21 protein-coding genes and 1 tRNA gene are annotated in these 23,634 nt (G+C 71.4%); 12 read left to right on the forward strand and 10 right to left on the reverse strand.

Annotation, left to right across the window (positions count from 1 at the left end; translation table 11 throughout):
• The first annotated feature begins 4 nt into the window (after positions 1–4).
• Positions 5–511, forward strand: coding sequence for a hypothetical protein (locus KV394_RS12895; protein ID WP_136034899.1), 507 nt, complete (start codon positions 5–7; stop codon positions 509–511).
• 78 nt (positions 512–589) lie between these two features.
• Positions 590–1,624 (forward strand): DNA topoisomerase IB, encoded by a 1,035-nt coding sequence (locus tag KV394_RS12900; RefSeq protein WP_206251339.1) that lies wholly within the window; start codon positions 590–592, stop codon positions 1,622–1,624.
• Here KV394_RS12900 and KV394_RS12905 read toward each other — a convergent pair.
• Both KV394_RS12905 and KV394_RS12910 read right to left on the reverse strand, forming a co-directional pair.
• Positions 1,569–2,552 (reverse strand): DUF3137 domain-containing protein, encoded by a 984-nt coding sequence (locus tag KV394_RS12905; RefSeq protein WP_247981606.1) that lies wholly within the window; start codon positions 2,550–2,552, stop codon positions 1,569–1,571. The genes KV394_RS12900 and KV394_RS12905 overlap by 56 nt on opposite strands.
• A 25-nt stretch (positions 2,553–2,577) precedes the next feature.
• The gene (locus KV394_RS12910) at positions 2,578–3,075 is read right to left on the reverse strand and encodes a hypothetical protein (protein ID WP_247981607.1); all 498 of its coding nucleotides are present in this window, start codon (positions 3,073–3,075) and stop codon (positions 2,578–2,580) included.
• Between the two features lie 129 nt (positions 3,076–3,204).
• On the opposite strand from KV394_RS12910, the gene KV394_RS12915 reads away from it, so the two are divergent.
• Positions 3,205–5,634 (forward strand): tetratricopeptide repeat protein, encoded by a 2,430-nt coding sequence (locus KV394_RS12915; RefSeq protein WP_247981608.1) that lies wholly within the window; start codon positions 3,205–3,207, stop codon positions 5,632–5,634.
• 48 nt (positions 5,635–5,682) lie between these two features.
• Positions 5,683–8,166, forward strand: coding sequence for an aminopeptidase N (gene pepN / locus KV394_RS12920; RefSeq protein WP_247981609.1), 2,484 nt, complete (start codon positions 5,683–5,685; stop codon positions 8,164–8,166).
• Here pepN and KV394_RS12925 read toward each other — a convergent pair.
• On the reverse strand, positions 8,163–8,633 hold the full coding sequence (locus KV394_RS12925) for a GNAT family N-acetyltransferase (RefSeq protein WP_247982869.1): 471 nt from the start codon (positions 8,631–8,633) through the stop codon (positions 8,163–8,165). The two genes, pepN and KV394_RS12925, sit on opposite strands and share 4 nt — an antisense overlap.
• 68 nt (positions 8,634–8,701) lie before the next feature.
• Positions 8,702–9,340, reverse strand: a complete 639-nt coding sequence (locus tag KV394_RS12930) for an MBL fold metallo-hydrolase (protein ID WP_247981610.1) — start codon at positions 9,338–9,340, stop codon at positions 8,702–8,704.
• A gap of 152 nt (positions 9,341–9,492) precedes the next feature.
• On the opposite strand from KV394_RS12930, the gene KV394_RS12935 reads away from it, so the two are divergent.
• Positions 9,493–9,565: transfer RNA gene (locus KV394_RS12935), tRNA-Glu, on the forward strand.
• A gap of 60 nt (positions 9,566–9,625) precedes the next feature.
• Here the strand turns inward: KV394_RS12935 and KV394_RS12940 are convergent.
• The 4 genes from KV394_RS12940 to KV394_RS12955 all read right to left on the reverse strand — a co-directional run bounded on the left by KV394_RS12940 (position 9,626) and on the right by KV394_RS12955 (position 13,207).
• A complete protein-coding gene (locus tag KV394_RS12940) occupies positions 9,626–10,867 on the reverse strand; it encodes an MFS transporter (RefSeq protein WP_247981611.1) in 1,242 nt (413 codons plus the stop codon).
• Positions 10,867–11,415 (reverse strand): ArsR/SmtB family transcription factor, encoded by a 549-nt coding sequence (locus tag KV394_RS12945; protein ID WP_136034507.1) that lies wholly within the window; start codon positions 11,413–11,415, stop codon positions 10,867–10,869. The genes KV394_RS12940 and KV394_RS12945 overlap by 1 nt, the downstream gene beginning before the upstream one ends.
• An 89-nt stretch (positions 11,416–11,504) precedes the next feature.
• Positions 11,505–12,653 carry a DUF4349 domain-containing protein gene (locus KV394_RS12950; protein ID WP_247981612.1) on the reverse strand — a complete coding sequence of 383 codons (1,149 nt, stop codon included), beginning with the start codon at positions 12,651–12,653 and terminating at the stop codon, positions 11,505–11,507.
• Positions 12,650–13,207, reverse strand: a complete 558-nt coding sequence (locus tag KV394_RS12955; protein ID WP_136046046.1) for an RNA polymerase sigma factor — start codon at positions 13,205–13,207, stop codon at positions 12,650–12,652. Before KV394_RS12955 ends, KV394_RS12950 begins: the two co-directional genes overlap by 4 nt.
• 256 nt (positions 13,208–13,463) lie before the next feature.
• On the opposite strand from KV394_RS12955, the gene KV394_RS12960 reads away from it, so the two are divergent.
• The gene (locus KV394_RS12960) at positions 13,464–14,471 is read left to right on the forward strand and encodes a TerC/Alx family metal homeostasis membrane protein (RefSeq protein ID WP_136046047.1); all 1,008 of its coding nucleotides are present in this window, start codon (positions 13,464–13,466) and stop codon (positions 14,469–14,471) included.
• Positions 14,472–14,487: 16 nt separating this feature from the next.
• On the opposite strand, the gene KV394_RS12965 is transcribed toward KV394_RS12960, so the two are convergent.
• Both KV394_RS12965 and KV394_RS12970 read right to left on the reverse strand, forming a co-directional pair.
• On the reverse strand, positions 14,488–15,801 hold the full coding sequence (locus tag KV394_RS12965) for an LLM class flavin-dependent oxidoreductase (protein WP_136046048.1): 1,314 nt from the start codon (positions 15,799–15,801) through the stop codon (positions 14,488–14,490).
• Entirely contained in the window at positions 15,798–17,093 is a 1,296-nt protein-coding gene (locus tag KV394_RS12970) for an O-acetylhomoserine aminocarboxypropyltransferase/cysteine synthase family protein (protein ID WP_247981613.1), read from the reverse strand. Before KV394_RS12970 ends, KV394_RS12965 begins: the two co-directional genes overlap by 4 nt.
• A gap of 187 nt (positions 17,094–17,280) precedes the next feature.
• Between KV394_RS12970 and leuC the strand changes: the two genes are divergently transcribed.
• The 6 genes from leuC to KV394_RS13000 are packed head-to-tail and all read left to right on the forward strand — an operon-like array spanning position 17,281 to position 23,626.
• A complete protein-coding gene (gene leuC / locus KV394_RS12975; protein WP_247981614.1) occupies positions 17,281–18,726 on the forward strand; it encodes a 3-isopropylmalate dehydratase large subunit in 1,446 nt (481 codons plus the stop codon).
• Positions 18,727–18,729: 3 nt separating this feature from the next.
• Complete coding sequence (leuD, locus tag KV394_RS12980; protein ID WP_136037000.1) at positions 18,730–19,326, forward strand: 3-isopropylmalate dehydratase small subunit; 597 nt, start codon at positions 18,730–18,732, stop codon at positions 19,324–19,326.
• A gap of 60 nt (positions 19,327–19,386) precedes the next feature.
• A complete protein-coding gene (gene murA, locus KV394_RS12985) occupies positions 19,387–20,754 on the forward strand; it encodes a UDP-N-acetylglucosamine 1-carboxyvinyltransferase (protein WP_136034524.1) in 1,368 nt (455 codons plus the stop codon).
• Positions 20,755–20,759: 5 nt separating this feature from the next.
• On the forward strand, positions 20,760–21,515 hold the full coding sequence (locus KV394_RS12990; RefSeq protein WP_136034526.1) for a lysophospholipid acyltransferase family protein: 756 nt from the start codon (positions 20,760–20,762) through the stop codon (positions 21,513–21,515).
• Positions 21,505–22,638 carry an NAD(P)H-dependent glycerol-3-phosphate dehydrogenase gene (locus KV394_RS12995; RefSeq protein ID WP_136034529.1) on the forward strand — a complete coding sequence of 378 codons (1,134 nt, stop codon included), beginning with the start codon at positions 21,505–21,507 and terminating at the stop codon, positions 22,636–22,638. Before KV394_RS12990 ends, KV394_RS12995 begins: the two co-directional genes overlap by 11 nt.
• A complete protein-coding gene (locus KV394_RS13000; protein WP_136046049.1) occupies positions 22,544–23,626 on the forward strand; it encodes a D-alanine--D-alanine ligase family protein in 1,083 nt (360 codons plus the stop codon). The genes KV394_RS12995 and KV394_RS13000 overlap by 95 nt, the downstream gene beginning before the upstream one ends.
• Positions 23,627–23,634 lie beyond the last annotated feature (8 nt).

Raw genomic sequence — 23,634 nt, forward strand, 5'->3', positions numbered from 1 at the left:
GAGCATGGCACTCGAATCGCTCTTCCTCCGCCTCGATCGGATCGCCGGCGGGCGGCAGGCCGGCGTCGCGATCAGCGAGGCCGGACGCACGCATCCGAAGACCGTGCGCGCCTTCACCTGGATCCTCTGGCTGCTGGTCGCGGAACTGGTGCTCGGGGTCGGCGCCGTCGTCGTCGCGCTGATCCTCGCCGTCGACGGCGAGAGGGTGCCGTTCGCCGTGTGGATGCGCACGCTCATCGTGCTGGCGATGACGGCGACCCTGTTCTACTTCGCCTGGCGGGCCCGTCGTGGTTGGCGCTGGGCCTACCAGCGCCTGCGCCTCTTCGCGCAGATCTTCCCGGTCATCACGCTCGTCATGGCCGCTATCCCCGGGCTGTACCCGGTGTGGATGGTGACCGAGCAGATCGTGTTCAGCCTCATCATGATCGGCATCGCCGACTTCCTCACGAGCGACCACATGCGCTCCGTCTTCGCGAAGGATCCGCAAGCGGATAGCACCTCGGCCGGGTGACGCGCCACTCCCTTTTCATCCGGTCGCGCCCGAGGCAGGCTTCAGGGGACCGGAACGACGACGGCGGGAGGAGCAGGGATGGCGCGGCTGATCAGGGTGGTGCCGGGCGTCGACCCGGGGTTCCGTCGACAGCGGTCCGGCTCCGGGTTCCGCTACGTCGACCCGACCGGCGCACCGGCGCCCGAGGCCGACCGGGAGCGCATCAACGACCTGGTCATCCCGCCCGCGTGGCGCGACGTGTGGATCGCGGCGGACCCGCTCGCGCACATCCAGGCCGTCGGCATCGACCAGGCCGACCGCAAGCAGTACCTCTACCACCCGCTGTGGCGCGTCTCCCGCGACCGCCGGAAGTTCGTGCGCGCCCTCGATCTGGCCTCCGCGCTCCCGAGCGCGAGGGCGCAGGTGACCAGGGCGCTGCGCGAAGAGGGGCAGACCAAGGACAGGGCCCTCGCGATCGCGTTCCGACTGCTCGACGACGCCGCCCTGCGCATCGGATCCGAGCGGTACCTCGCGCGTCACGGCAGCCGTGGACTGACCACGCTGAGGCGCCGCGACGTGCGCCTCGACGGCCGCGACGTGGCACTGTCGTTCCCTGCCAAGAGCGGTCGCACCGCCTCGATCGAGATCACCGACGAGGCCCTCGCGGAGGCGCTCACGGACTTCGCGGCGGGAGCCTCGAATGCGTTCCTGCTCGCGTACCGCAAGGGGAGGAGGCGTGTGAAGATCACGCCCGCGGAGGTGAACGCGTACCTCAAGGACGTGTTGGGGGCGAGCTTCACGGCGAAGGACTTCCGCACACTGCACGGCACGATCATCGCCGCCGACGCCCTCGCCCGCATCGGGGCGCTCGACCGCAAGGGTCAGCGCGCGCAGGCCGAGCGGCTGGCCGTGCAGGCCGCCGCGACCGCGCTCGGGAACACGACCGCCGTGGCACGCAACAGCTACATCGACCCGCGCGTGTTCCGGCAGTACGCGCGCGGACGCACCCTCGACCTCGACGTGACCCCCGAGACCGCGATCCGTCGCCTCCTCGGCGGTCCCGAGACCTCCCGCAAGGTCAACCGGCGAGGGACGTCCAGAGGGCGGCGATCAGCAGCGGCACGAGCGGCGTGAGCACGGCCGCGACCACCGGCCACCACCGGGTGCGCGTCTCCACGCCGCGCGCCGCGGCCGAGAGACGGTCGCCGGCGCGGCGGTAGGTCGCGGCGTCGATCGCGGGGGCCGCGTCGTCGCGGTAGAGGAACGTGCGGCGGCCGAAGCGATCGTGCAGCACCGCGATCGTCGTGAGGAACCGGGACAGCTCGGCGGGTTGGGTGAGATCGCGCGCGGGGAAGTAGACGTGCAGCGTGCTGTCGACGATCTCCAGATCGAGGTGGGGGCTCTCGTCCAGGAGCACCGTCATGAGGTCCGGCGTGAGCACGTAGAGGGCATCGGTCTCGTAGCCCGCGGGCACAGACACCTCGAACACGTCGCTGAAGTCGCCCTCCAGCGTCAGCACGGATCCCCGCCGCGCCCGCTGCGGCAGCACGCTGAGGGCGCCGCCTCCACGCCGAGAGCGCAGGGTCAGTCGCGGGGCTTCGCTGGGCAGGGGGATCCGGACCGCGCGGACCGTGTGCAGGGTGGAGCCCTCGCCGTCGCCTACGACGAACGTCCGCTCGACCGAGTCGAACGGCACGGCGCTCTCCCTGGCGTCGATCAGATCCGTCGCGGTGCGGTTTCCTCGCTCGATCTGCTCGTCGACAGACCCGCCCCAGAGGCGGTCGCCCACGTCAGCGCGGTAGTCCCAGCCGAGGGCGCGCGCCGTGGCGATCAGACGCTCCCGTCGGCGACGGTGCGCCAGGATCCGCACGGCCGCGACGGCGACGAGCGCACCCCCGCCGAGGATCACCCCGGCCTGTGCGAGCACCAGCGGCAGCGCCGTGAGGCCGAAGCTGACGGGCAGCACGTACAGCGCGAGGACGGCTGCCACACCCAGATAGGCGGCGGACAGTCCGGCGAGGAGGGCCAGGACGGGCGCACCCCCCGATGCGCCCGCCCCCATCCCTCCGGGCTCTCGCTTCACCGGCTCACGGCTTGTAGACGATGGCGATGTGCAGCTGCCCGCCCTCGCGCACCCACGCGAGCCACCGGGGTTCGCCGAGGCCGCTCAGCCGCTGGATCGGCACGACGTACACCCCCTCCTGGGCCCGGCTCAGCGCCCGGAACTCGGGCTTCTTCGAGATCCAGATCGCGCCACCGCCGTCCCACGGCTCGAGGCAGGTGTAGACGTAGCCGTGCTCGCGCAGGTTGATGCTGTCGGCCAGCCGATCGGCCTGCGGGCGGAGCTCGGCGAGCGTCTGCTCGGGCACGGTGCCGTCGAGGGTGAACGTGGCGACGTCGTACACGTTGCCCTCGCCGTAGTCGCGGGAGGTGAGAAGCGTCAGCTCGGTCACGCCCTTGTCGGACGCGCGCATCCACAGCGCGTGCGAGTTCTTGGCGCGCTTGTTCATCAGGAATCCGCCGAAGTTCACCTTCTGGAAGGCGAAGTCGTCGAGCTTCGCCGCGATCTCGGCACGCGTGGTCATGGTCTCTCCTTCTCCGGCCGCACGGCCGCTCCACCGGGGAGCCTAGGCAGACGCCGCCGTGTGGCGTCCGTGCCCGAACGACCCCGAACGACCCGCGGCCTCGATGGGGTCCTGCCCTAGGCTCGTGACATGCCCGACCCGCGGACCCTCGACGAGCTGAGCGTCGGGCTCGGGCGTCTGCGGTCCGCCGCCGGAGCGCCGTCGTATGCGGAGATCGCCCGCCGCATCGGTGCCGTGCGCGGGAGCGAGCCGGCGAAGGTGACGGTGTACGACTGCTTCCGCCCCGGGCGGCGACGCGTCGACGAGGCACTGGTGGGCGACATCGTGCAGGCGCTCGGGGCCGACCACGCCGAAGCCGATCGATGGCGTTCCCTGGCGCGAACCCTCAACGGCGACCGCTCGGGCGTGCACGTGGAGGTGGTCGTGGCCCCGCGGGAGACCGCGGGCGCGGAAATCGGTCGCGAACGCCTGCTCACGGAGCTGCCGCGCGCCGACATCACGCTCGTCACGGGACTCCCCGGCGTGGGCAAGAGCACGTTCGCGTCGGCGCTGGCCGGCGCAGCCCCCGCGCTCACGGTGCAGCTGCGCGAGTCGGAGCCGGACCGCCCGTTCGCCGATCCGGTCGACGTGCTGCGGCGGATGCTCGCCGCGCTGGGGTCGCGCTCCCTGCCGTACGAGCTGACGCGGTTGCGTGCGCAGCTGCAGGCAGCGGCCGGCTCGACGACCGTGATCCTGGAAGACGCCGTGGATCCCCGACGGCTCGGCGCCCTCCTGGTCCCCGGCGTGCGGTTCATCGTGACCTCACGGGTGGACCAGGTCGACCTGGAGCAGCGATTGCGGGCCCGGAGCATCGCGGTCTCGCGGATCCGGCTCGAACCCCTGGCGGACGACGACGCCCGCCGTCTTCTCGTGGCGCTGCTCACGCGCCGCGGACGGCAGTTCCCGGCCGAGGGGATGGATGCGGCGGCGCTCGACCGGATCGTGGCGGTCGCGGGCGGACTTCCCCTCGACCTCGCGATGCTGGCGGGCATCGTGCGGGAACACGAGGGGTGGTCGTTCGCGGATCTGGCCTCGCGGTTCGAGCATGAGCCGCGGGACGTACGGATGCGTCCGGTCCTGGAGGCCGCGACGCGCTCCCTTCCCGCGCACGAGGCCGACCTGCTCGCGGACCTGGCGCTGCTGGACCGTGAGGTCGATGAGACCGTGCTGCTCACGGCGGCGGGCGCGGGGGCGGCCGCCCGTCTGGAACGACTGCGCGCGCGTCACCTGGTGGAGCGGAATGACGGGCGGGTACGCCTGCACGACACCGTGTTCGCCTTCGCTGCTGACCGTTCACGCGCACTCCGGCCGACGTCGGTGCGGCGGCGGTTCGTCGGGGCGGCGGCGGGTACCGTCCTCGCGTGCGCCGCCGCCGACCGCGACTATCCCGCGCGGGAGGTGGCGACCGTGCTCGCCGTCGCGGCGGCCGCCCACGAGCACGGCCTGGACGTGGAGGTCGAGCGTCTCGCGCTCGCGTCGCACCCGGCGCTGTCGCGGTGGTCCCTGTGGGCGGAGTCGCTGGAGCTGCACGACCTCGCCTCCCGCGGCTCCGGGTTGGAGCTGGTGCCGGAGGTCGCGCTCGGGGTGGCGCACTGCGCGGAGAAGCTCGGACGACTCGACGAGGCCCTCGTCACGCTGCACCGCGTGCGTCGCATCGCTTCGGGGGCGGCGTCCGCACGCACCTGGAACCAGATCGGCAACGTGCAGCGGTGGATGAGTCACCTCGACGAGGCCCTGGTCTCGTACGCGCGAGCGGTGGAGCGGGCTCGTGCTGTGGGCGATCGCGTCGTGGAGGGGCGGGCGCTGGGCAACCGGGCCGACACGCTGCGGATCCTGGCGCGGTACCCCGAGGCCGAGCGCGGCTACGCCGTCGCGCTGGAGCTGGCGACCGCGGCGGGCGACGACCTCAACGTCGCGGTCGTGCGGGGGAACCGTCCGCTGCTGTACCTCGCGGTCGGACGACTGGATGAGGCGACCGCGGAGCTGGAAGCCCTGCTGTCCGACGCCGGCGGGGAGGCCCTGCCGTTCGTGCATCGCACGCTCGCGCTGGTGGCGGAGGCGCAGGGCGACGACGCCCTCGCGGTCGTCCGGTGCGACGATGCCCGTCGCGCGCTGCAGGTGGCGGGCGAGTTCGGCACGTCAGCGGATCTGGACCTGCTCGCCGCACGCATCGACGGGCGAGCCGGGCGGACCGAACGGGCCCGCCGCGAGGCCGAGCGCGTGCTGCGTGAGGCGGAGCGGGCCGGCTCGCCCCTCATCGCGACCGAGGCCTCGAACTCCCTCGCGGAGATCCTGGCTCGGCCGGGGGCGCCCCTTGCTGACGTCGAACGGGCGGAGCAGCACGCGGCCGAGGCGCGCAGCATCGCCGAGGCGACCGGGGATCGTGCGGAGGTGGCCCGCAGCGACGCGATCCTGGCCGCGACGGCACGGGCGCGCGGCGACGAGGCCGTCGCGTCGGCGCGGCACGCCGCGTCCCGGGAGCTCTCCGCGGAACTGGGGCATCGGCTCGCCCATGTCTGAACCTCGGCCGAGGCCGTGCGAACGGCTCCAGGATGCCAGGATGGAAGGATGGACACCGCCAACCTGACCCGCGAGGAGACCGCCGCGCGATCCGCGGCCGTCACCCTCCACCGCATCCGCGTCGAGCTCGACCTGACCGGAGCGCCGGAGCGGGCCCGCACCGGATTCCCCACCGCGACCACGCTGGAGTTCGACGCGACGACCGACGCGACCTGGCTCGACTTCATCGGCGAGGAGGTGCGCCGCGTCGAGGTGAACGGCGAGGAGCGCGAGGTCGACTACGACGGAGCACGGATCGCGATCACCGGTCTGGCACCGTCCAACGTGGTGCGGGTCGAGGCGGTCGGCGCTTACAGCCGCTCGGGGGAGGGGCTGCACCGCTTCCACGACCCCGCCGACGACCGCACCTACCTGTACACGCAGTACGAGCCGGCGGACGCCCGCCGCGTGATGGCGTGCTTCGAGCAGCCCGACCTCAAGGCCGAATACACCTTCGTGGTCGATGCGCCGTCGGGGTGGGAAGTGCTCTCCAACCAGTCGCCCGCCCATGTGGACCTCGGCGTGGGCGTGCAGCGCGTGGAGTTCGCCCCCACGCTGCCGATCTCCAGCTACATCACCGCGGTGGCCGCGGGACCGTACACCCGCGTGGACGGGGAGTGGACGCGCGACGAGCAGCGCATCGCCCTCGGACTGTTCGTGCGACGCTCGCTGGCCGAGCACCTCGAGTCGGACGAGATCCTGGAGGTCACGCGGCAGGGGCTCGACTTCTTCACCGACGCCTTCGCCTATCCGTACCCCTGGGGCAAGTACGACCAGCTCTTCGTACCCGAGTACAACCTCGGCGCGATGGAGAACCCCGGGCTGGTGACCTTCACCGAGTCCTACCTCTCGCGCGGTGCCGCCACCGACGCACAGCGGGCGGCCAGGGCCAACACGATCCTGCACGAGATGGCTCACATGTGGTTCGGCGACCTCGTGACCATGACCTGGTGGGACGACCTGTGGCTCAAGGAGTCGTTCGCCGACTACATGGGCTCGCACGCGTCCGCGGTGGCGACGCGCTTCCACGACGCCTGGGTCACGTTCGCGATGCGGCGCAAGTCGTGGGCCTATCAGCAGGATCAGCTGCCGACGACGCACCCGATCGTGGCCGACATCCCCGATCTCGAGGCAGCGAAGCTCAACTTCGACGGCATCACGTACGCCAAGGGCGCCTCGGTGCTGAAGCAGCTGGTCGCCTACGTCGGCGACGAGGCGTTCTTCGAGGGCGCGCGACGCTACTTCGCGGCGAACGCCTTCGGCAACACCACGCTCGACGACTTCCTCGTGGTGCTGAGCGAGGCGTCCGGGCGCGACATGAGCGACTGGGCGGCGGCGTGGTTGCAGACCACCGGGGTCTCGACGCTGTGGATCGAGGCGGATGACGACGGCCGCCGCACCCTCGTGCAGAGCGGGACCCGTCCGCATCGGCTCCGCATCGGCTTCTACGACCGGGTCGACGGTCGGATCGTCCGCCGCGAGCAGCGGGAGCTCGACCTTCCCGGCGAGCGGGTCGAGCTCGACGTCCCCGAAGCGGACCTCGTGCTCCTGAACGACGACGACCTCACCTACGCGAAGGCGAGGATGGACGACCGCTCGCTGGCGACCGCGGAGGAGTCGCTCTCGGCCATCGAGGACCCCCTGGCGCGGGCGCTGGTGTGGTCGTCGCTGTGGAACGCGACCCGCGACGGTGAGCTCGATGCGGGACGCTTCCTGCGCATCGCCCGTGCTCACGCCCCGGCCGAGCCGAACGGCGGACTGCTGGGGGCGGCGATCCAGAACGCCGCGTTCACCGTGCGCCACTTCGTGGCCGACGAACGCCGGGTCGAGGAGCAGCGTGCCTGGACGGAGGCCGCCTGGTCGGCGCTGCAGGCCGCGGAGGCGGGAAGTGACGCGCAGCTGTCGTGGGCGCGCACGCTGGCGACGGCCTCGGCGTTCGACGATGTGCACCACGCCGACCTGCGCGACATGCTCGACGGCCGGGGTCCGGACGGTCTCGTGATCGATCCCGACCTGCGGTGGCAGCTGCTGACCGCGCTCGTCACCACCGGACACGCCGACGGTGCCGACATCGCGGCGGAGGAGGAGCGGGACGACACCGGCGACGGACGCACGGCCGCCCGCCGTGCCCGCGCGTCGCGCCCGGAGGCGCCCGTGCGCGCCGCGGCCTGGGCGGCTGCCTGGGATGACCGCTCGCTGACGAACGACCACCTGGACGCCGAGATCGCCGGGTTCCGCGCGGGCGGCCGTCGCGACCTGATCTCCGGCTTCGATGCGGACTACTTCTCCCGCATCCGCGACGCATGGAGCGAGCGGAGCATCGAGCTGGCGCAACGCCTCGTGATCGGGCTGTTCCCAGCCGGTGACACGCTGGACCCCGTCGACGCGTGGCTCGACGCGAACGCGGACGCCCCGGCGGCGCTGCGTCGCCTCGTGGTGGAGCAGCGCGACCACCTGGCGCGGGATCTGCGGGTCCGTGCCGGCCAGGCCTAGGACGGCTCGACGGTCATCCCCATGACCGTGCGCACGATCCACGGGTGCGCACGGTCGTCGTCGATGTGGCGCATGCCGAGCTTCTCGGCGACCCGGCGGGACGCGGTGTTGTCGGGGTGGATGATCGCGGTCAGCAGCGTCGGCGCGAGCTCGCGCGCGACGAGCTCGACGCAGGCGCGTGCCGCCTCGGTGGCGTAGCCGCGCCCCTGGAGCTCCGCGCGCACGTGGTAGCCGACTTCGAGCACCGGCTGCCCGTTCGACGACTGCCACGTGAGGCCGCAGTCGCCGACGAAGGCGCCGTCGTGGGTCTCCAGCGTCCACAGGCCGTGACCGTCCTGCGCGTAGCGCTCGCGCATCCGAGCGATCCACGCGGCGCTCTCGGCGCGGGTCTTCGGCGCGGGGTAGTAGGTCATCACCGCGGGGTCGCCGAGGAGCGCGGCGAGGTCGTCGAGGTCGTCGTCGATCATCTCGCGGAACACGAGCCGCTCGGTGGGTCGGGGGAGGAGTCGTCGCGGGGCCGACCGCAGCGGGGTGCTCACAGGTCGAGCGTGTCGCCGGGGTCGAGCACGAAGAACTCGCCGCCGTTCTGCTCTGTCGCCCACTGCAGCCGCTGCCGGTGCATGTTCCTGCCGATCACGGACAGCGTCATGTCGTGCGTGCCGAACGCCCGGCGCGGCTTGACGGCGAGCACGTAGTCCATCGCCTCGCCGATCTTGAGCCACGGGCCGCCGAGCGGTGCGGCGAGGGTCTGCACGTCCACGCCCTCGGGCACCGCGTACGAGTCGCCGGGGTAGTAGAGCTCGTCGTTCACGAGCACGCCGACGTTGTCGATGGTCGGGATCGAGGAGTGGATCACGGCGTGGGTGCCGCCGAAGAACCGCAGTGTGAACGGTCCGACCTCGATCGTGTCGCCGGGGGAGACCACCGTGATCTCGTACCCCTCTGCCGCGCGGGCGACCCCCTCCGGGCCGTAGACGGGGATGCCGGGCGCGGCGCGGAGGATCCGGTCCAGCTGCTCCGGCGTCCAGTGGTCGGGGTGTTCGTGGGTCAGCACGACCCCCACGAGTCCGCTGAGGTCGTCGGGCGGTGTGGTGAAGGAGCCGGGGTCGATCAGGAGGGTCTGACCGTTGAGGTCGAGGCGGAGGGCGGCATGTTCGAACTTGGAGACGCGCATGACACGAGTCAACCGCTCCGTGGCGGTCGCGGCAATCACCGCGACGGCGCGCCACGCCCGGGAGTCGCGCGGACGCGGCGCCGATTTGGCGCGCAGAGAACGGCCGTGCCATACTTGAACGGTTGTCGCGGGACGGAAACGCTCCGCCAGACGGCCCCATCGTATAGCGGCCTAGTACGCCGCCCTCTCACGGCGGTAACGCGGGTTCGAATCCCGCTGGGGTCACACAACACGACGAAAGCCCTCCGGTTTGCCCGGAGGGCTTTCGTCGTCTGCGGCAGGTGCTCATCCCGCGGGTCGCAGCGACAGGATGCGGAAAGCCGCCGTGCGAAGGGGGACGATCATGAGCGCCATCATCGCCCCGCCGAACACCGCGAACGGAACCCAGACCGCGGTCGCCGAGGCGAGCGCCCCGAATCCGGCCATCGCCGCCGGCATCAGGCAGTCATCGCCGAGGCGGGTGAGCGCGCCCATCCGTCCGAGGTAGGCGGTGTCGACCGTCGCGGAGAACGTCGCGCTCAGCAGCACCGAGGCGAACCCTGCGGTGGCGCCGATCACGAAAGCCGCTGTTCCCACCGTCCAGGCCGGTCCCACGCCCAGTGCCGCGATCCCCGCCCCCTGGACGACCAGCGCCCAGAATCCGCCGTAGGCCTCGCGCCGCGGACGCCACTTCGCGACCGAGACCGCCCCGAGCGCGGCGCCGAGGCCCAGCAGCGCCTCGAACAGTCCGACGGCCTGGGCGCCCCAGCCCTCGTCGTGCGCACGCAGCGCCAGACCGATGCCCACGGCCGGCCCCACGGCGAGGTTCAGCCCCGACAGCGCGATCACCAGGGTGCGCGTAGTGCGGTTCGCGGCCAGGTGCGCGAAGCCGGAGCCGATGCCGCGCAGAGTCGACTGCCGGGCGGCACGCGCCAGGCGGAACCGGGGGCGCAGCCAGAGGGCGAGGAACGCTAGGACGACCGTGAACGTGAGCGCGTTGACCGAGGCGCTGCCCACCAGCCCGGTGTGCGCGACCACCAGGCCACCGGCGGCGGCACCGCCCATCGTCCCGAGTCGCGAGGCCGTCTGCGCGGCGGCCCCGTACGACGGCAGGTCGGACGTGCGCACGAGCTGCCGGGCGACGGTGCCCGCCGACGGCTCGTAGAACGCGTCGCACACGCCGAACGCGACCGCGGCGAACACCAGCATGGCGACGGTGGGGGGCGTCGCCAGCACCCACAGGGCGACGGCGACGAGAACGGCCACGCGGGCCACGGTGAACAGCAGCATCACGCGGCGGGCGTCCACGCGGTCCGCGAGCGCCCCGCCGAACAGCAGGATCAGTGCCCGGGGGAGGGTTCCGGCGGCAACGATGAGCCCGGCGACCGCGGGGGACGCGATCTGCACCGCCGTCCACGCCAGGGCGATGGTCCACAGCGCATCCCCTGCGTCGGAGAGGGCCTTCACGCCGATCCAGGCATGGACCAGGCGGTCGCGCCGGAACGGCGGAGGCGGCGCGAGCTCGACCGGCTCCTCGACCGCGGTCATCAGGGCTCCGTGGGGAATGCGTGGGCGAACACGAAAACCGGCACGCGCTCCTGGCCGTCGTCCAGGGCGATGCCGCCCTGCCACTCGCGGATGGTCTGCAGCAGCCGCGCGGAGAGGTCCCGCAGCTCGTCGGGGGAGGCCCACGCGGTGGTCTCGGTGTTGGATGCGTCGTACCCGGCATAGGCGGGGTCGTCCCGGTGCCGGTGCCAGCGCTGGAGCCGGTCGATCTGCATGCGGATGCCCTGGCGTTGCGCCTCGCGGGCGAGCAACGCATCGGCGGGGGAATCGGCGAAGTCGTCCACCGACCAGGTGAGCCCTCGTCGGGCCACCCGCCACCAGCTGGTGCGGCGGTCGTCCGACTCATCGGGCGCGCGTTCGACGACGCCCGCGCGTTCGAGCATGCGCAGGTGATGGCTGATGCTGCCGACCTGGCTGTCGAGGGCGCGCGCGAGCGTGGTCACCTGGCACGTGCCGTAGAGCAGGAGGTAGTCGTAGATGCGGCGGCGCAACGGGTGGTGCACGGCGGTGATCACGGAGATGTCTTCCACGGGCATCACGCTAGGGCGGGGTCCCCAGGTGCACAAGAGTTCTTGTATACCCCGGAAAATCAGGTTTGCGAGTCGGGTCCCTCTCGCCGTCAGCCCGCGTCGCCCGTGCGCGCGGCCGGTGCCTCGGAGCGGTTCCGGCGGGTGCGACGCGACCGACGGATCAGCCAGACCACGAGCGCGACCACCGCGGCGACCGCCAGCCAGGGGAGCAGGAAGCCCACCGCGATGACCAGTGCGTTCAGCGACACGACGAGGCCGTTCCACCCCGCGAGGAGACCGTCGCCGAAACCAGCGGGGTCGGCCGTGCTCGGCGCGGTGGCCTTCGTCAGCTGCACCTGCAGCGACGACATCGCCACCTGGTCGTCGAGGGCAGCGAGCTGCTGCTCGTACGACTCCAGCTGCGCTTGCCGGTCGGTGAGCGCCACCTCGGCCTCGATGAGCTCCGACACGCTGCCCGACTGCGCCATGAGCTGCGTGAGCCGTTCGACCGACGCCCTGGTCGAGTCGACGCGTGCCCGCAGGTCGATCGCGGTCGACGTCACATCCTGCTTCGACGTGGAGGACGACAGCACCTCGCCGGTGTCGCCGAGCGCCGCGATCACGGCGGTGAGGTCGGTGGAGGGAACGCGGATGCTGATCCAGCCGTACGCGGAGTCGGCGGGCGCGGGCGCGCGGGTGTCGTCCGCCGCGAGCGCCTTGCCCACCTCGGTGCTCTCGACGTAGCCGCCGTGCTCCTCGGCCAGCGCGGCGATGGCGTCCGCCGCGTCGGGGATGCTCTTCACCTGCACCGTGGCCTGCGCGGTCGCGATGATGTCGCGGCCGGCGTCCGCCGTGGCGGCCCCCGGCAGCGCCACTCCGGGCAGCATCCCGCCGCTCGTGTCGGAGCGCGCGCCGTCGCCGGGCACCGAACCGGGCGGGACCGCGGTGGTTCCCTCCGGCGCGGAGTCGGTCGACGATTCAGTCACCGCGTTGCCCGGGAGGCTCAGTCCCTCGACCGTCGACACGGCGGAGCCCCCGACGCTGTGCAGGATCGGCGGGGTGACGAGCACGCCGATCACGAACGCCGCGGCGATCCCGCCCCCGGTGAGCCAGGCGCGGCGGCGCCGACGGGCCTTCCCCTCCGCCGGTCGCGCCGGAGCGCGCTCCCCGGCGATCTCGGCGAACACCGCGTGCTCGATGCGGGCGATGGCCTCGTCCGACAGCTCGGGGAGCTGCTCGGCGGGAGTCTGTGCGTTCATGCGTCTCTCACTTCCTTCACGGCGCCGCGCAACTGCGTGCGCACTCGCGAGAGACGGTTCCGGACGACGGCGTGCGTGACCCCGAGCTCCTCCGCTGCGGCCTGATAGGCGTAGCCCTCCGCCGCGCACAGCCGGAAGATCTCCCGGTCGAGCTCGCTCAGCGTGCCCACCTCGGCAGCGATCCGCGCGGCGAGCGCGGCCGTGATGACCTGCTCCTCCACGCTGACCGTGCTCGCCAGATCCTCGTCGACCGCGTCCGCCGTGTGCGCCCGGTCGCGGCGACGCTGGCGCAGGCGGTTCGCCGCCTGGAACCGGCAGATCGTCGCGAGCCAGGGCAGGATCGACTCGCCCTGCAGCTCGAGGCCGGGGAGCTTGCGCCACGCGACCACGAACGTCTCCTGGGTCACGTCCTCGGCATCGGCGGGGGAGGCGAGGATGCCCTGCGCGATCCAGTACACGGGCCGCACATGGGCCCGGTAGAGCTCGCGGAAGGCGCCCTCGTCGCCGGCTGCGGCCTGGGCCGCCCACCTCTGATCAGTCGTCTGGGAAGGCATCGGGTTTCCGTTCGGTGTCTCTCACCGGTGAGTGTCACGATCGGGCCCATCGTCTCAGACCCGGATTCCCGACGCGATCGCTCACGCCGCAGGTCGGATGCTCCGGTAGCATGGCTCCGGCGAGAGGGAGTATCCCGGACCCGCGCGTAACGTCATCACGAGCACCGACACCGCTGCTCCGGGCGCGCGACGCACTTCGGTGCGGGGGAGAGACTTTCGGACATCACCGACCCCTCGCGAAAGGTGCAGTGCGCCGTTGGACATCCCCGTCTGGTTCGAGATCACCTCGATGGTCGTGCTCACGATCATCCTGATCGGCGACCTCCTGCTCATCCGGCTGCGGCCGCACATCCCCTCGACGAAGGAGTCGACCCTCTGGGTGGTGTTCTACGTCGGGCTCGCGCTGCTGTTCGCGGTGCTGCTGGGAAACGTCGGCGGCTGGCAGAACGCGGGCGACTTCATCACGGGCTGGGCGCTCGAATACAGTCTCTCGGTCGACAACCTGTTCGTGTTCGTGCTGATCATGGCGCAGTTCGCCGTGCCGCGTCGGCTGCAGCAGCAGGTGCTGATGGTCGGCATCATCATCGCGCTGATCCTGCGCGGACTGTTCATCCTGGTCGGCGTCGCGGTGATCGAGAACTTCTCGCCGATCTTCTACGTGTTCGGCGCCTTCCTGGTCTACACCGCGATCCGCCAGGCCATGCCGGAGGGCGACCACGAGGACGAGGTCAAGCGCGAGAACTTCATCGTGCGACTGCTGCGTCGCCGCATCGACATCAGCGAGACGTACGACGGCTCGAAGATCCGCACGACCGTCGACGGGAAGCGCATGTGGACGCCCATGGTGATCGTGTTCATCACGATCGGCGTGACCGACCTCATCTTCGCGATCGACTCGATCCCGGCGATCTTCGAGATCACCACGAACGGCTTCCTCGTGTTCGCAGCGAACATCTTCGCGCTGATGGGGCTGCGGCAGCTGTACTTCCTCCTCGGCGATCTGCTCGACCGCCTGCGGTACCTCCACTACGGCATCGCCGTGATCCTCGGCTTCATCGGCATCAAGCTGATCCTGCACGCGCTGCACGTGAACGAGCTGCCGTTCATCAACGGCGGACAGCACGTGGAGTGGGTGCCCGACATCGACAACATGGTGTCCCTGGGCGTCATCCTCGTGTCGATGACGGTCGCCACGGTGGCCAGCCTCGTGGCGTCCTCGCGGGAGAAGCGCGCGGAGCGGCGCAGCGCCCCCGTCGGGGAGTGAGCGGCCGGGAGGCCCGTCAGAACGATCGCAGGTTCGCCTGCAGCCCGCCGTCGGCGTACTCGCGCCGGAGCAGCCCGCGTCGGCGCAGGATCGGCACGAGCTCGTCGAGGGTGCGGTGCAGGGTGACGGGGTGGAAGTCTCCCCACAGGAGCACGCCGTCGTTGCCCCAGTCGCCGAGTTCCTCGACGAGGTCGGCGAACTCGTCCGCGGTGCCCACGAATCCCGTCCGGTCGGAGAGGCGTCCCGCCCGCGCGAGAGCGGTGAGGTGAGCGCGCAGCGGGGCGTCCTCGCCGCGGTCCCCGATCAGCCGCTGGATGCTGCCGCGCGACACGTGGGCACCGAAGATCGACAGGTCGAGCGGTCGGTCGAGGTCGAGCGCGGTGAGGTCGGTCTCCAGGTCGCTCGACTGCTTGCGGGCGATCTGCTGCAGCGCGGCGTCGTCGGGGCGCGCGGAGGCGGCGACGATGCGATCGGCCTCCTCGCTCGATGACGTGATGACGGGCTGGATGGCGAACAGGATCGTGATGTCCTCGGGGCGTCGGCCCTTCGCGACCGCGGCCTCGTGCACTCTCGCGCGATAGTCGCGCACGGACTTCTCGTGCAACGGGGCGAGGGCGAGCTGCACGTCGGAGTTCGCTCCCGCGAAGCCCAGGCCGCGTCCGGAGCCCCCGGGCGAGACGATCGCGGGCTCCCCGTCCGTGAAGGGCAGGGCGTTCAGCGGTCCGTCGAACGCGTAGTGGCGTCCGCGATGCGCGACGGGTCGCAGACGACTGCCGTCGGCGTACACGTCGGTGGCGCGGTCGGCGACGAGCGCCCCGTCGTCCCAGCTGTGCCACAGCGACCGGATGCCGTCGAGCCACTCCTCGGCGCGGTCGTACGCCTCGTCGTGCCCGAGCTGCGGGGCGTCGGAGAAGTGCCGCGCGCTCCCGGTGTCGGTGACCACGTTGAGGCCGAGCCGATGGCCGCTCAGGTGGTGCAGCGTGGCGAACTGCCGCGCGGACGTGTACGGCAGCGACGCGGCGGGGTTCACGGTGGGGACCACGCCGAGGTGCCGCGTGGCCTGGAAGAGGTACGGCGCGAGCAGCAGCGGGTCGTGCTTCGGGCCGCCGAACGCGTGGCGCACCCGGAGGTCGATGGTCTCGGGCGAGCCGAGCGAGGGGCTGTCCTCGATGATCACGAGGTCGAAGCCCGCCTGCTCGAGCGTGCGGGCGGCCTCCTGGTACACCTCGGGCCGCGTCCAGTCGTAGTCCCAGTCGAGGGACGGGTAGCCCCACCCCTGCGGGCCGAAGCCGCGGGCGAGGAACCATCCGAAGTGCTGCGGCCTGGTCATGCCACCGTCTCCCGCACCGACTCGAGCACGCGCGCCAGGTCGGCCACGAGGTCGTCGACGTCTTCGATGCCGATCGACAGGCGCAGCGTCCCCGGTGCGACGCCGAGCACGCGGCGCTCCTCGTCCGTACGCTGCGCGTGGCTCGTGGTGCCCGGGTGCAGCACGAGCGAGCGCACGTCGCCGATGTGGGTCATGTGCGTGAACACCTCGACCTCCTCCACGAAACGACGCGCGGCGGGGAGGCCGCCGCGCAGCGTGACGGTGAAGATCGAGCCGAAGCCGCCGTCCAGGTAGCGTCGTGCGGTCGCATGGTGCGGGTGGGTCGGGAGGCCGGCGTAGTCCACGCTCTCCACGGCGTCGTGCGCGGCGAGCCAGCGCGCGACGGCGAGCGCGTTGCGCGACTGCCGCTCGACCCGCAGCCCCAGCGTCTCCGTGCCCTGCCCGATGAGGAAGGCGTTGAGCGGGGAGGGGGAGGCGCCGAAGCGCGGCGCGACCGACTCCCGCACGTACGCGATGCGGGCGTTGCCGCCGTGGCGGGCGTACACGCTCGGCAGTCCGCCGCGGCCGGGGAGCACGAGGTGCGGGGCGTTGTGTCCGGCGCGGTCGGCGTCGAAGCGGCCGTCGTCGACGATCACGCCGCCGAGCACGGAGCCGTGCCCGGCGAGGAACTTGGAGGCGGAATGCACGACGATCGCTGCGCCGTGCTCGAGCGGGCGCAGCAGGGCGGGAGTGGGGAGGGTGTTGTCCACGATCAGCGGGATCGCGGACTCGTCGCCGATCGCGCTCACCGCGGCGACGTCGAGCACGTCGTTGCGGGCGTTCGCGAGCGATTCGGCGAACAGCGCGCGGGTGGTGGGACGGATGGCCTCGCGCCAGGCGTCTGGATCGGCGATGTCGTCCACGAACGTGGTCTCGATGCCGAGGCGGGCCAGGTTGTCGATGAAGAGCCCCCGGGTGCCCTCGTAGATGTGGGTCGACGACACGATGTGGTCGCCGGCTCCGACGACCGACAGCACCGCGGCGGTCACAGCGGCCTGACCGCTCGCCACGAGCACCGCGTCCGCCCCCGACTCGAGCGAGGCGAGCTGGCGCTCGACCGCGCGCACCGTCGGGTTCCCGGTGCGGGTGTAGCCGAATCCCGTCCCCGTGCCGAAGTGGTCGGCGGCGTGGTCGAAGTCGTCGAACTCGAAGCCGGCCGTGAGGTAGATCGGGGTCGCGCGCGACGCAGCGGTCTCGCGACGGCGTGCGGCGTGGACGGCACGGGTGGCGAAGCGGGCGGTGTCGACGGTCATGCGGGGCCTCTCGATCGGGCGGGTGAGCAACAGAGTGTCACGGCGCGTCGCGGCGTGTCCGAGCGGTGGTAACCTGACGTCATGCGGACCGTGCTCCTTCTTAGCGGCCGCGGCGAGACCTCGATCTGAGCCCCTCCTCGTCGCGGAGTCCATCGTGGGCCGAACCGCCAGCCACAGGAGACACGCCATGACCAGCCCCGATTCCGGAGCCCCTTCCGCACGCCGCAGGACCCTCGCCGAGAAGGTCTGGGACGACCATCTCGTCGTGAAGGGCCAAGACGGCCAGCCCGACCTCATCTACATCGACCTGCACCTCGTGCACGAGGTCACCAGCCCGCAGGCCTTCGACGGTCTGCGCAGCGAGGGCCGCCCACTGCGCCGCCTCGACCTGACGATCGCGACCGAGGACCACAACACCCCGACGTGGGAGATCGACAAGCCGATCGCCGACCTCACCAGTCGCACGCAGATCGAGACGCTGCGCCGCAACGCCGCCGAGTTCGGGGTGCGCCTGCACTCGCTGGGCGATGCCGAGCAGGGCATCGTGCACGTGGTGGGGCCGCAGCTGGGCCTGACGATGCCCGGCATCACGGTGGTGTGCGGCGACTCGCACACCTCGACCCACGGCGCGTTCGGCGCGATGGCGTTCGGCATCGGCACGAGCGAGGTCGAGCACGTCATGGCGACGCAGACCCTGCCGCTCAAGCCGTTCAAGACCATGGCCATCACGGTCGAGGGCACGCTGCGCCCCGGTGTCACGGCGAAGGACATCATCCTCGCGGTGATCGCGAAGATCGGCACGGGCGGCGGTCAGGGCTATGTGCTCGAGTACCGCGGCAGCGCGATCCGCGCCCTCTCGATGGAGGGCCGCATGACGATCTGCAACATGTCGATCGAGGCCGGAGCCCGCGCGGGCATGGTGGCGCCCGACGAGACGACCTTCGCGTACCTGGAGGGGCGGCCGCACGCACCGAAGGGCCAGGACTGGGAGGACGCGGTCGCGTACTGGCGCACGCTGCCGACCGACGAGGGTGCCGAGTTCGACGCGGAGGTCTTCATCGACGCGAACGAGCTCGAGCCGTTCGTCACGTGGGGTACGAACCCGGGACAGGGGAGCTCCCTCTCCGCCGCGGTGCCGGACCCCGCGCAGATCGCCGACCCGAACGAGCGCGCTGCCGCCGAGCGCGCGCTGGAGTACATGGATCTGACGCCCGGCACTCCGCTCAAGGAGGTTCCGGTCGACGCGGTGTTCATGGGCTCCTGCACCAACAGCCGGATCGAGGATCTGCGCGCGTTCGCGTCGATCATCCAGGGCAAGAAGAAGGCCGACGGCGTGCGCGTGATGGTCGTGCCGGGCTCCGCGCGCGTGCGGCTGGAGGCCGAGGCCGAGGGCCTGGACAAGGTCATCACCGACTTCGGTGCCGAATGGCGCTTCGCCGGTTGCTCGATGTGCCTGGGGATGAACCCCGACCAGCTCGCCCCCGGGGAGCGGTGCGCGTCCACCTCGAACCGCAACTTCGAGGGGCGACAGGGCAAGGGCGGTCGGACGCACCTCGTGTCGCCGCTCGTGGCGGCGGCCACGGCGATCCGCGGCACCCTGTCCAGCCCGAGCGACCTGACGGAAGAGGCCTGACCCATGGAGAAGTTCACGACCCACACGGGCATCGCCGCTCCGCTGAAGCGGTCGAACGTCGACACCGACCAGATCATCCCCGCGGTGTTCCTCAAGCGCGTCACCAAGACCGGCTTCGAGGACGCGCTGTTCCACGGATGGCGGCAGGACCCGGAGTTCGTGCTCAACCAGCCCGTGTACCAGGGCGCGTCGATCCTCGTCGCCGGTCCCGACTTCGGTACCGGCTCGAGCCGGGAGCACGCCGTATGGGCGCTGCGCGACTTCGGCTTCAAGGTCGTGCTCAGCCCGCGATTCGCCGACATCTTCCGAGGCAACTCGGGCAAGCAGGGCCTGCTCGCCGCGACGATCTCGGAGGACGACCTCGAGCGGTTCTGGGCCGAGATCGAGCGGAATCCCGGGGCGCAGATGACCGTCGACCTCGAGGCGCGCACCGCGTCGGTCGGCGGCATCCAGGCCGACATCGGCATCGACGATTACACTAGATGGCGGCTCCTCGAAGGGCTCGACGACATCGGGCTCACGCTGCGCAACGAAGACAAGATCGCGCAGTTCGAGGCCCGTCGCGAGTCGTGGCGGCCGCGGACCCTCCCCGTTCAGTGAGACGGAGGGGGCGGGGGAGCCAGGGGTAACCCCGCCCCCGATGAACGAAGTGAGGCCCCAATGACGACACCCGTGCGCGACGCTCTTCCCGACGACGTCCCTGCGCTCACCGGAGACGTCCTCGCCATCCGAGGAGGCCGACCGCTGCGTGGCCGGGTCGACGTCAAGGGCGCGAAGAACCTCGCCACCAAGGCGATGGTGGCCTCGCTCCTGGGAGAGACGACGAGCGTCCTGCGCGACGTGCCGGCGATCAGCGATGTGGCCGTGGTCCGCTCCCTTCTCGAGGTGCACGGTGTCCGGGTGTCGGAGGGCGATGAGCCGGGCTCGCTCGTGTTCGACCCGAGCGACGTGGAGTCGGCGCACTTCGAGGAGATCGACGCCCACGCGGGCGCGTCCCGCATCCCGATCCTGTTCTGCGGGCCCCTGCTGCACCGGCTGGGCCAGGCGTTCATCCCCGACCTGGGCGGCTGCCGCATCGGCGATCGCCCGATCGACTTCCACCTGGACGCGCTGCGCAAGTTCGGCGCGATCGTCGAGAAGCTGCCGAGCGGCATCCGCCTGTCGACCGGCGGCACTCGCCTGCACGGCGCCAACATCCACCTGCCGTACCCGAGCGTCGGGGCGACCGAGCAGGTACTGCTGACGGCGGTGCGCGCCGAGGGCGTCACGGAGCTGCGCAACGCCGCGATCGAGCCCGAGATCATGGACCTGATCGCCGTGCTGCAGAAGATGGGCGCGATCATCTCCTACGAGCCGAACCGCGTGATCCTCATCGAGGGCGTCGAGAAGCTCCGCGGCTACGACCACCGGTCGATCTTCGACCGCAACGAGGCGGCCTCATGGGCGTCGGCCGCTCTGGCGACGGACGGCGAGATCTTCGTCGGCGGCGCCAAGCAGCAGGAGATGCTGACGTTCCTCAACGTGTTCCGCAAGGCGGGCGGCTGGTTCGACATCCAGGAGGACGGCATCCTGTTCCGGCGCGACGGCGACATCAAGCCGGTCGTGATCGAGACCGACGTGCACCCCGGCTTCATGACCGACTGGCAGCAGCCCCTCGTGGTCGCGCTGACCCAGGCGCACGGACGCTCGGTCGTGCACGAGACCGTGTACGAGAACCGCATGGGCTTCACGGAGGCCCTCGTGAAGATGGGCGCCGACATCGTCGTGCACCCGCGCGGGCTGCAGGACGGCCCTCGCCGCGTGCCGCGCCGTGACCTGGAGCAGGCCGCCGTCATCACCGGCCCGACGCCGCTGCACGGCGCCGACATCGTCGTGCCCGACCTGCGCGGCGGCTACAGCCACGTGATCGCGGCGCTCACGGCCTCCGGCGAGTCGAAGGTGTCGGGCGTCGACATCCTGGCCCGCGGGTACGAGAAGTTCCTCGCCAAGCTCGACGCGCTCGGCGCCGACTTCGACGTCCTCCGGTGAGCCCGATGGCTTCCCGGTCGCCGGAGAAGACGCGTCCGAGTCTGTTCTGGCCGCTCGCGGCGATCGTCATCCCGCTCGTGTCGCTGCTCGCCAAGATCCGTGTCACCGGTGGTGAGAAGCTGCCGCGCGACGGCGCGTTCGTGCTCGCCCCGAACCACTACTCCGAGTTCGACCCGCTGATCGTCGCGGTCGCCGTGTGGCGCATCGGCCGAGCCCCGCGGTTCATGGCGAAGGAGAGCCTGTTCCGTGTCCCCGTGCTCGGATGGGTGCTGCGTCGCACGGGTATGGTGCCGGTCGCGCGGACGTCGTCGGCGACCGCGGCCAAGCAGACCATGGCGCAGTCGGCGGAGCTCGTCGAGCACGGCCGCGGCGTGATCGTGTACCCGGAGGGCACGCTCACGCGCGACCCGGATCTGTGGCCGATGCGCGGCAAGTCCGGCGCGGTCCGCCTCGCCCTCGCCGACGGGATCCCGCTGATCCCGATGGCGCAGTGGGGTACTCAGGAGATCATGGGTCGCTATCAGAAGGGCCTGAGCCTGTGGCCGCTGCGCAAGCCGGTCCGCGTGCTGGTGGGCGACCCGATCGACGTCGAGGATCTGCGCGGGCGTGCGACCGAGCCCGCCGCGCTGACCGAGGCGACGAGCCGCCTGATGAACGCGATCACGGCGCTGCTCGAGGAGCTGCGCGAGGAGAAGGCGCCAGCGGAGCGGTGGAACCCCGCGAGCCACGGCCAGAAGGAGACCGGTCGACTTGACTCCTAAGAGGAACACACCAGCGGGACCCCGGGTCGCCGTGATCGGCGCGGGCAGCTGGGGCACCACGTTCGGGAAGATCCTGGCCGATGGCGGAGCGCAGGTCACGATGTGGGCCCGCCGCGCCGAGCTGGCGCACGAGATCGACGAGGCCAAGCGCAACTCGCGCTACCTGCCGGGCATCAATCTCCCGCGCACCATGGCGGCCACGCACGAGCTCTCCTCGGCGCTCGACGGGGCGGAGCAGGTGTACCTGTCGGTGCCGAGCCAATCGCTGCGCGAGAACCTCAAGGCGCTGCGACCGCTGATCGCGTCCGGCGATGCCCGGATCGTCAGCCTCATGAAGGGCGTCGAGCGGGGCACGGGTCTGCGCATGAGTCAGGTGATCGAACAGGAGCTGCGCTGCGACCCGGAGCGCATCGCGGTGGCGTCCGGCCCCAACCTGGCGCTGGAGATCGCGCGCGAGCAGCCCACCGCGGCCGTCATCTCGTCGCTGAGCCAGGAGACGGCGGAGGTCGTGGCGCGGGCCGCGCGCAACGGCTACTTCCGCACGTTCGTGAACACCGACGTGATCGGCACCGAGTTCGGCGGGGTGCTGAAGAACCTCATCGCCGTCGCGATCGGCATCGTCGACGGCGTCGGCTACGGCGAGAACACCAAGGCCTCGATCATCACGCGTGGCCTGGTCGAGATGACCGACTTCGCGGTCGCGAACGGCGCGCAGCCGGAGACGCTGCAGGGGCTCGCGGGGCTCGGCGACCTGATCGCGACGTGCCAGTCGCCGCTGAGCCGGAACAACACGGCCGGGCGGCTGCTCGGACAGGGCTATTCGTTCCAGGACGTCGTGAAGCAGATGCAGCAGACCGCGGAGGGGCTGGCCTCGGTCGCCCCCGTGCTGCAGCTCGCCCGCGAGGCCGGGGTCGACATGCCGATCGTCGAGCAGGTGAAGATGGTGCTCGACGGCAAGATGGATCCCCGGGATATCGCCCCGCATCTCACGACGGACGACGACACCCCGCAGGGGGAGAGGACCAACCATGGACAAGCAGACGGTGGTGGTGCTCTTCGGAGGGCGCTCCAGCGAGCATTCGATCAGTTCCGCAACGGCGGGGGGAGTGCTCGGCGCGATTGACCGCGACCGCTACGCGGTGATCCCGGTGGGGATCACGCGCGAGGGCGCCTTCGTGCTGGAGGACGACGACCCGGCGAAGTTCCCGCTCGATGCGGCGCACCTGCCCGAAGTGGTCGACAACGGCACGCGCATCCTGTGGCCGGAGCCGGGCGGCGACCGCACGCTCCGCGTGGTGCACCCTGGCGGCGCCGTCGACGGTCTCGGCGAGATCGACGTGGTGCTGCCCATCCTGCACGGACCGCACGGCGAGGACGGCACGATCCAGGGGTACTTCGACACGCTCGAGGTGCCGTACGCGGGCGGTGGCGTGCTCGATTCGGCGCTGTGCATGGACAAGCACTTCATGAAGATCGCCCTGCAGGCCGCGGGCATCCCGGTCGCGCCGTGGGTCACGGTGCGGCGCGCGGCGTGGGACGGCGACCCGTCGTCGGTACGCGAGCAGGCGGCCGGTCTGGGCCTCCCGGTGTTCGTGAAGCCCGCACGGGCGGGCTCGAGCGTGGGGGTGTCGAAGGTGAGCGCCCCGGAGGAGCTCGATGCGGCTCTCGCTGTGGCGTTCGCGGAAGACGACAAGGTCCTCATCGAGTCGGGGATCACCGGGCGCGAGATCGAGGTCGCGGTGCTGGAGGCGGCGGAGGGTGTCCGCGCCTCGCTCCCGGGCGAGATCGTCCTCACGTCGCGCGGCTTCTACGACTTCGAGGGCAAGTACCTCGGCGGCGACGGGGTCGACGTCGTGTGCCCGGCGGAGCTGAGCGACGCGGAGGTGTCGGCGGTGCAGGAGGCCGGGGTCCGCGCGTTCGAGGCTGTGGACGGACGCGGCCTTGCCAGGGTCGACATGTTCCTCACGCCGTCGGGCGAGCTCGTGGTGAACGAGCTGAACACGATGCCCGGGTTCACGCCGATCTCGATGTTCCCCAAGTGCTGGGTGGCCTCCGGGCTGAGCTACCGCGACCTGATCACGGAGCTGGTGGAGGCGGGTCTGCGCCGCTGACCCGGGTT

The sequence above is a fragment of the Microbacterium sufflavum genome (assembly GCF_023101165.1).
GTDB lineage: Bacteria > Actinomycetota > Actinomycetes > Actinomycetales > Microbacteriaceae > Microbacterium > Microbacterium sufflavum.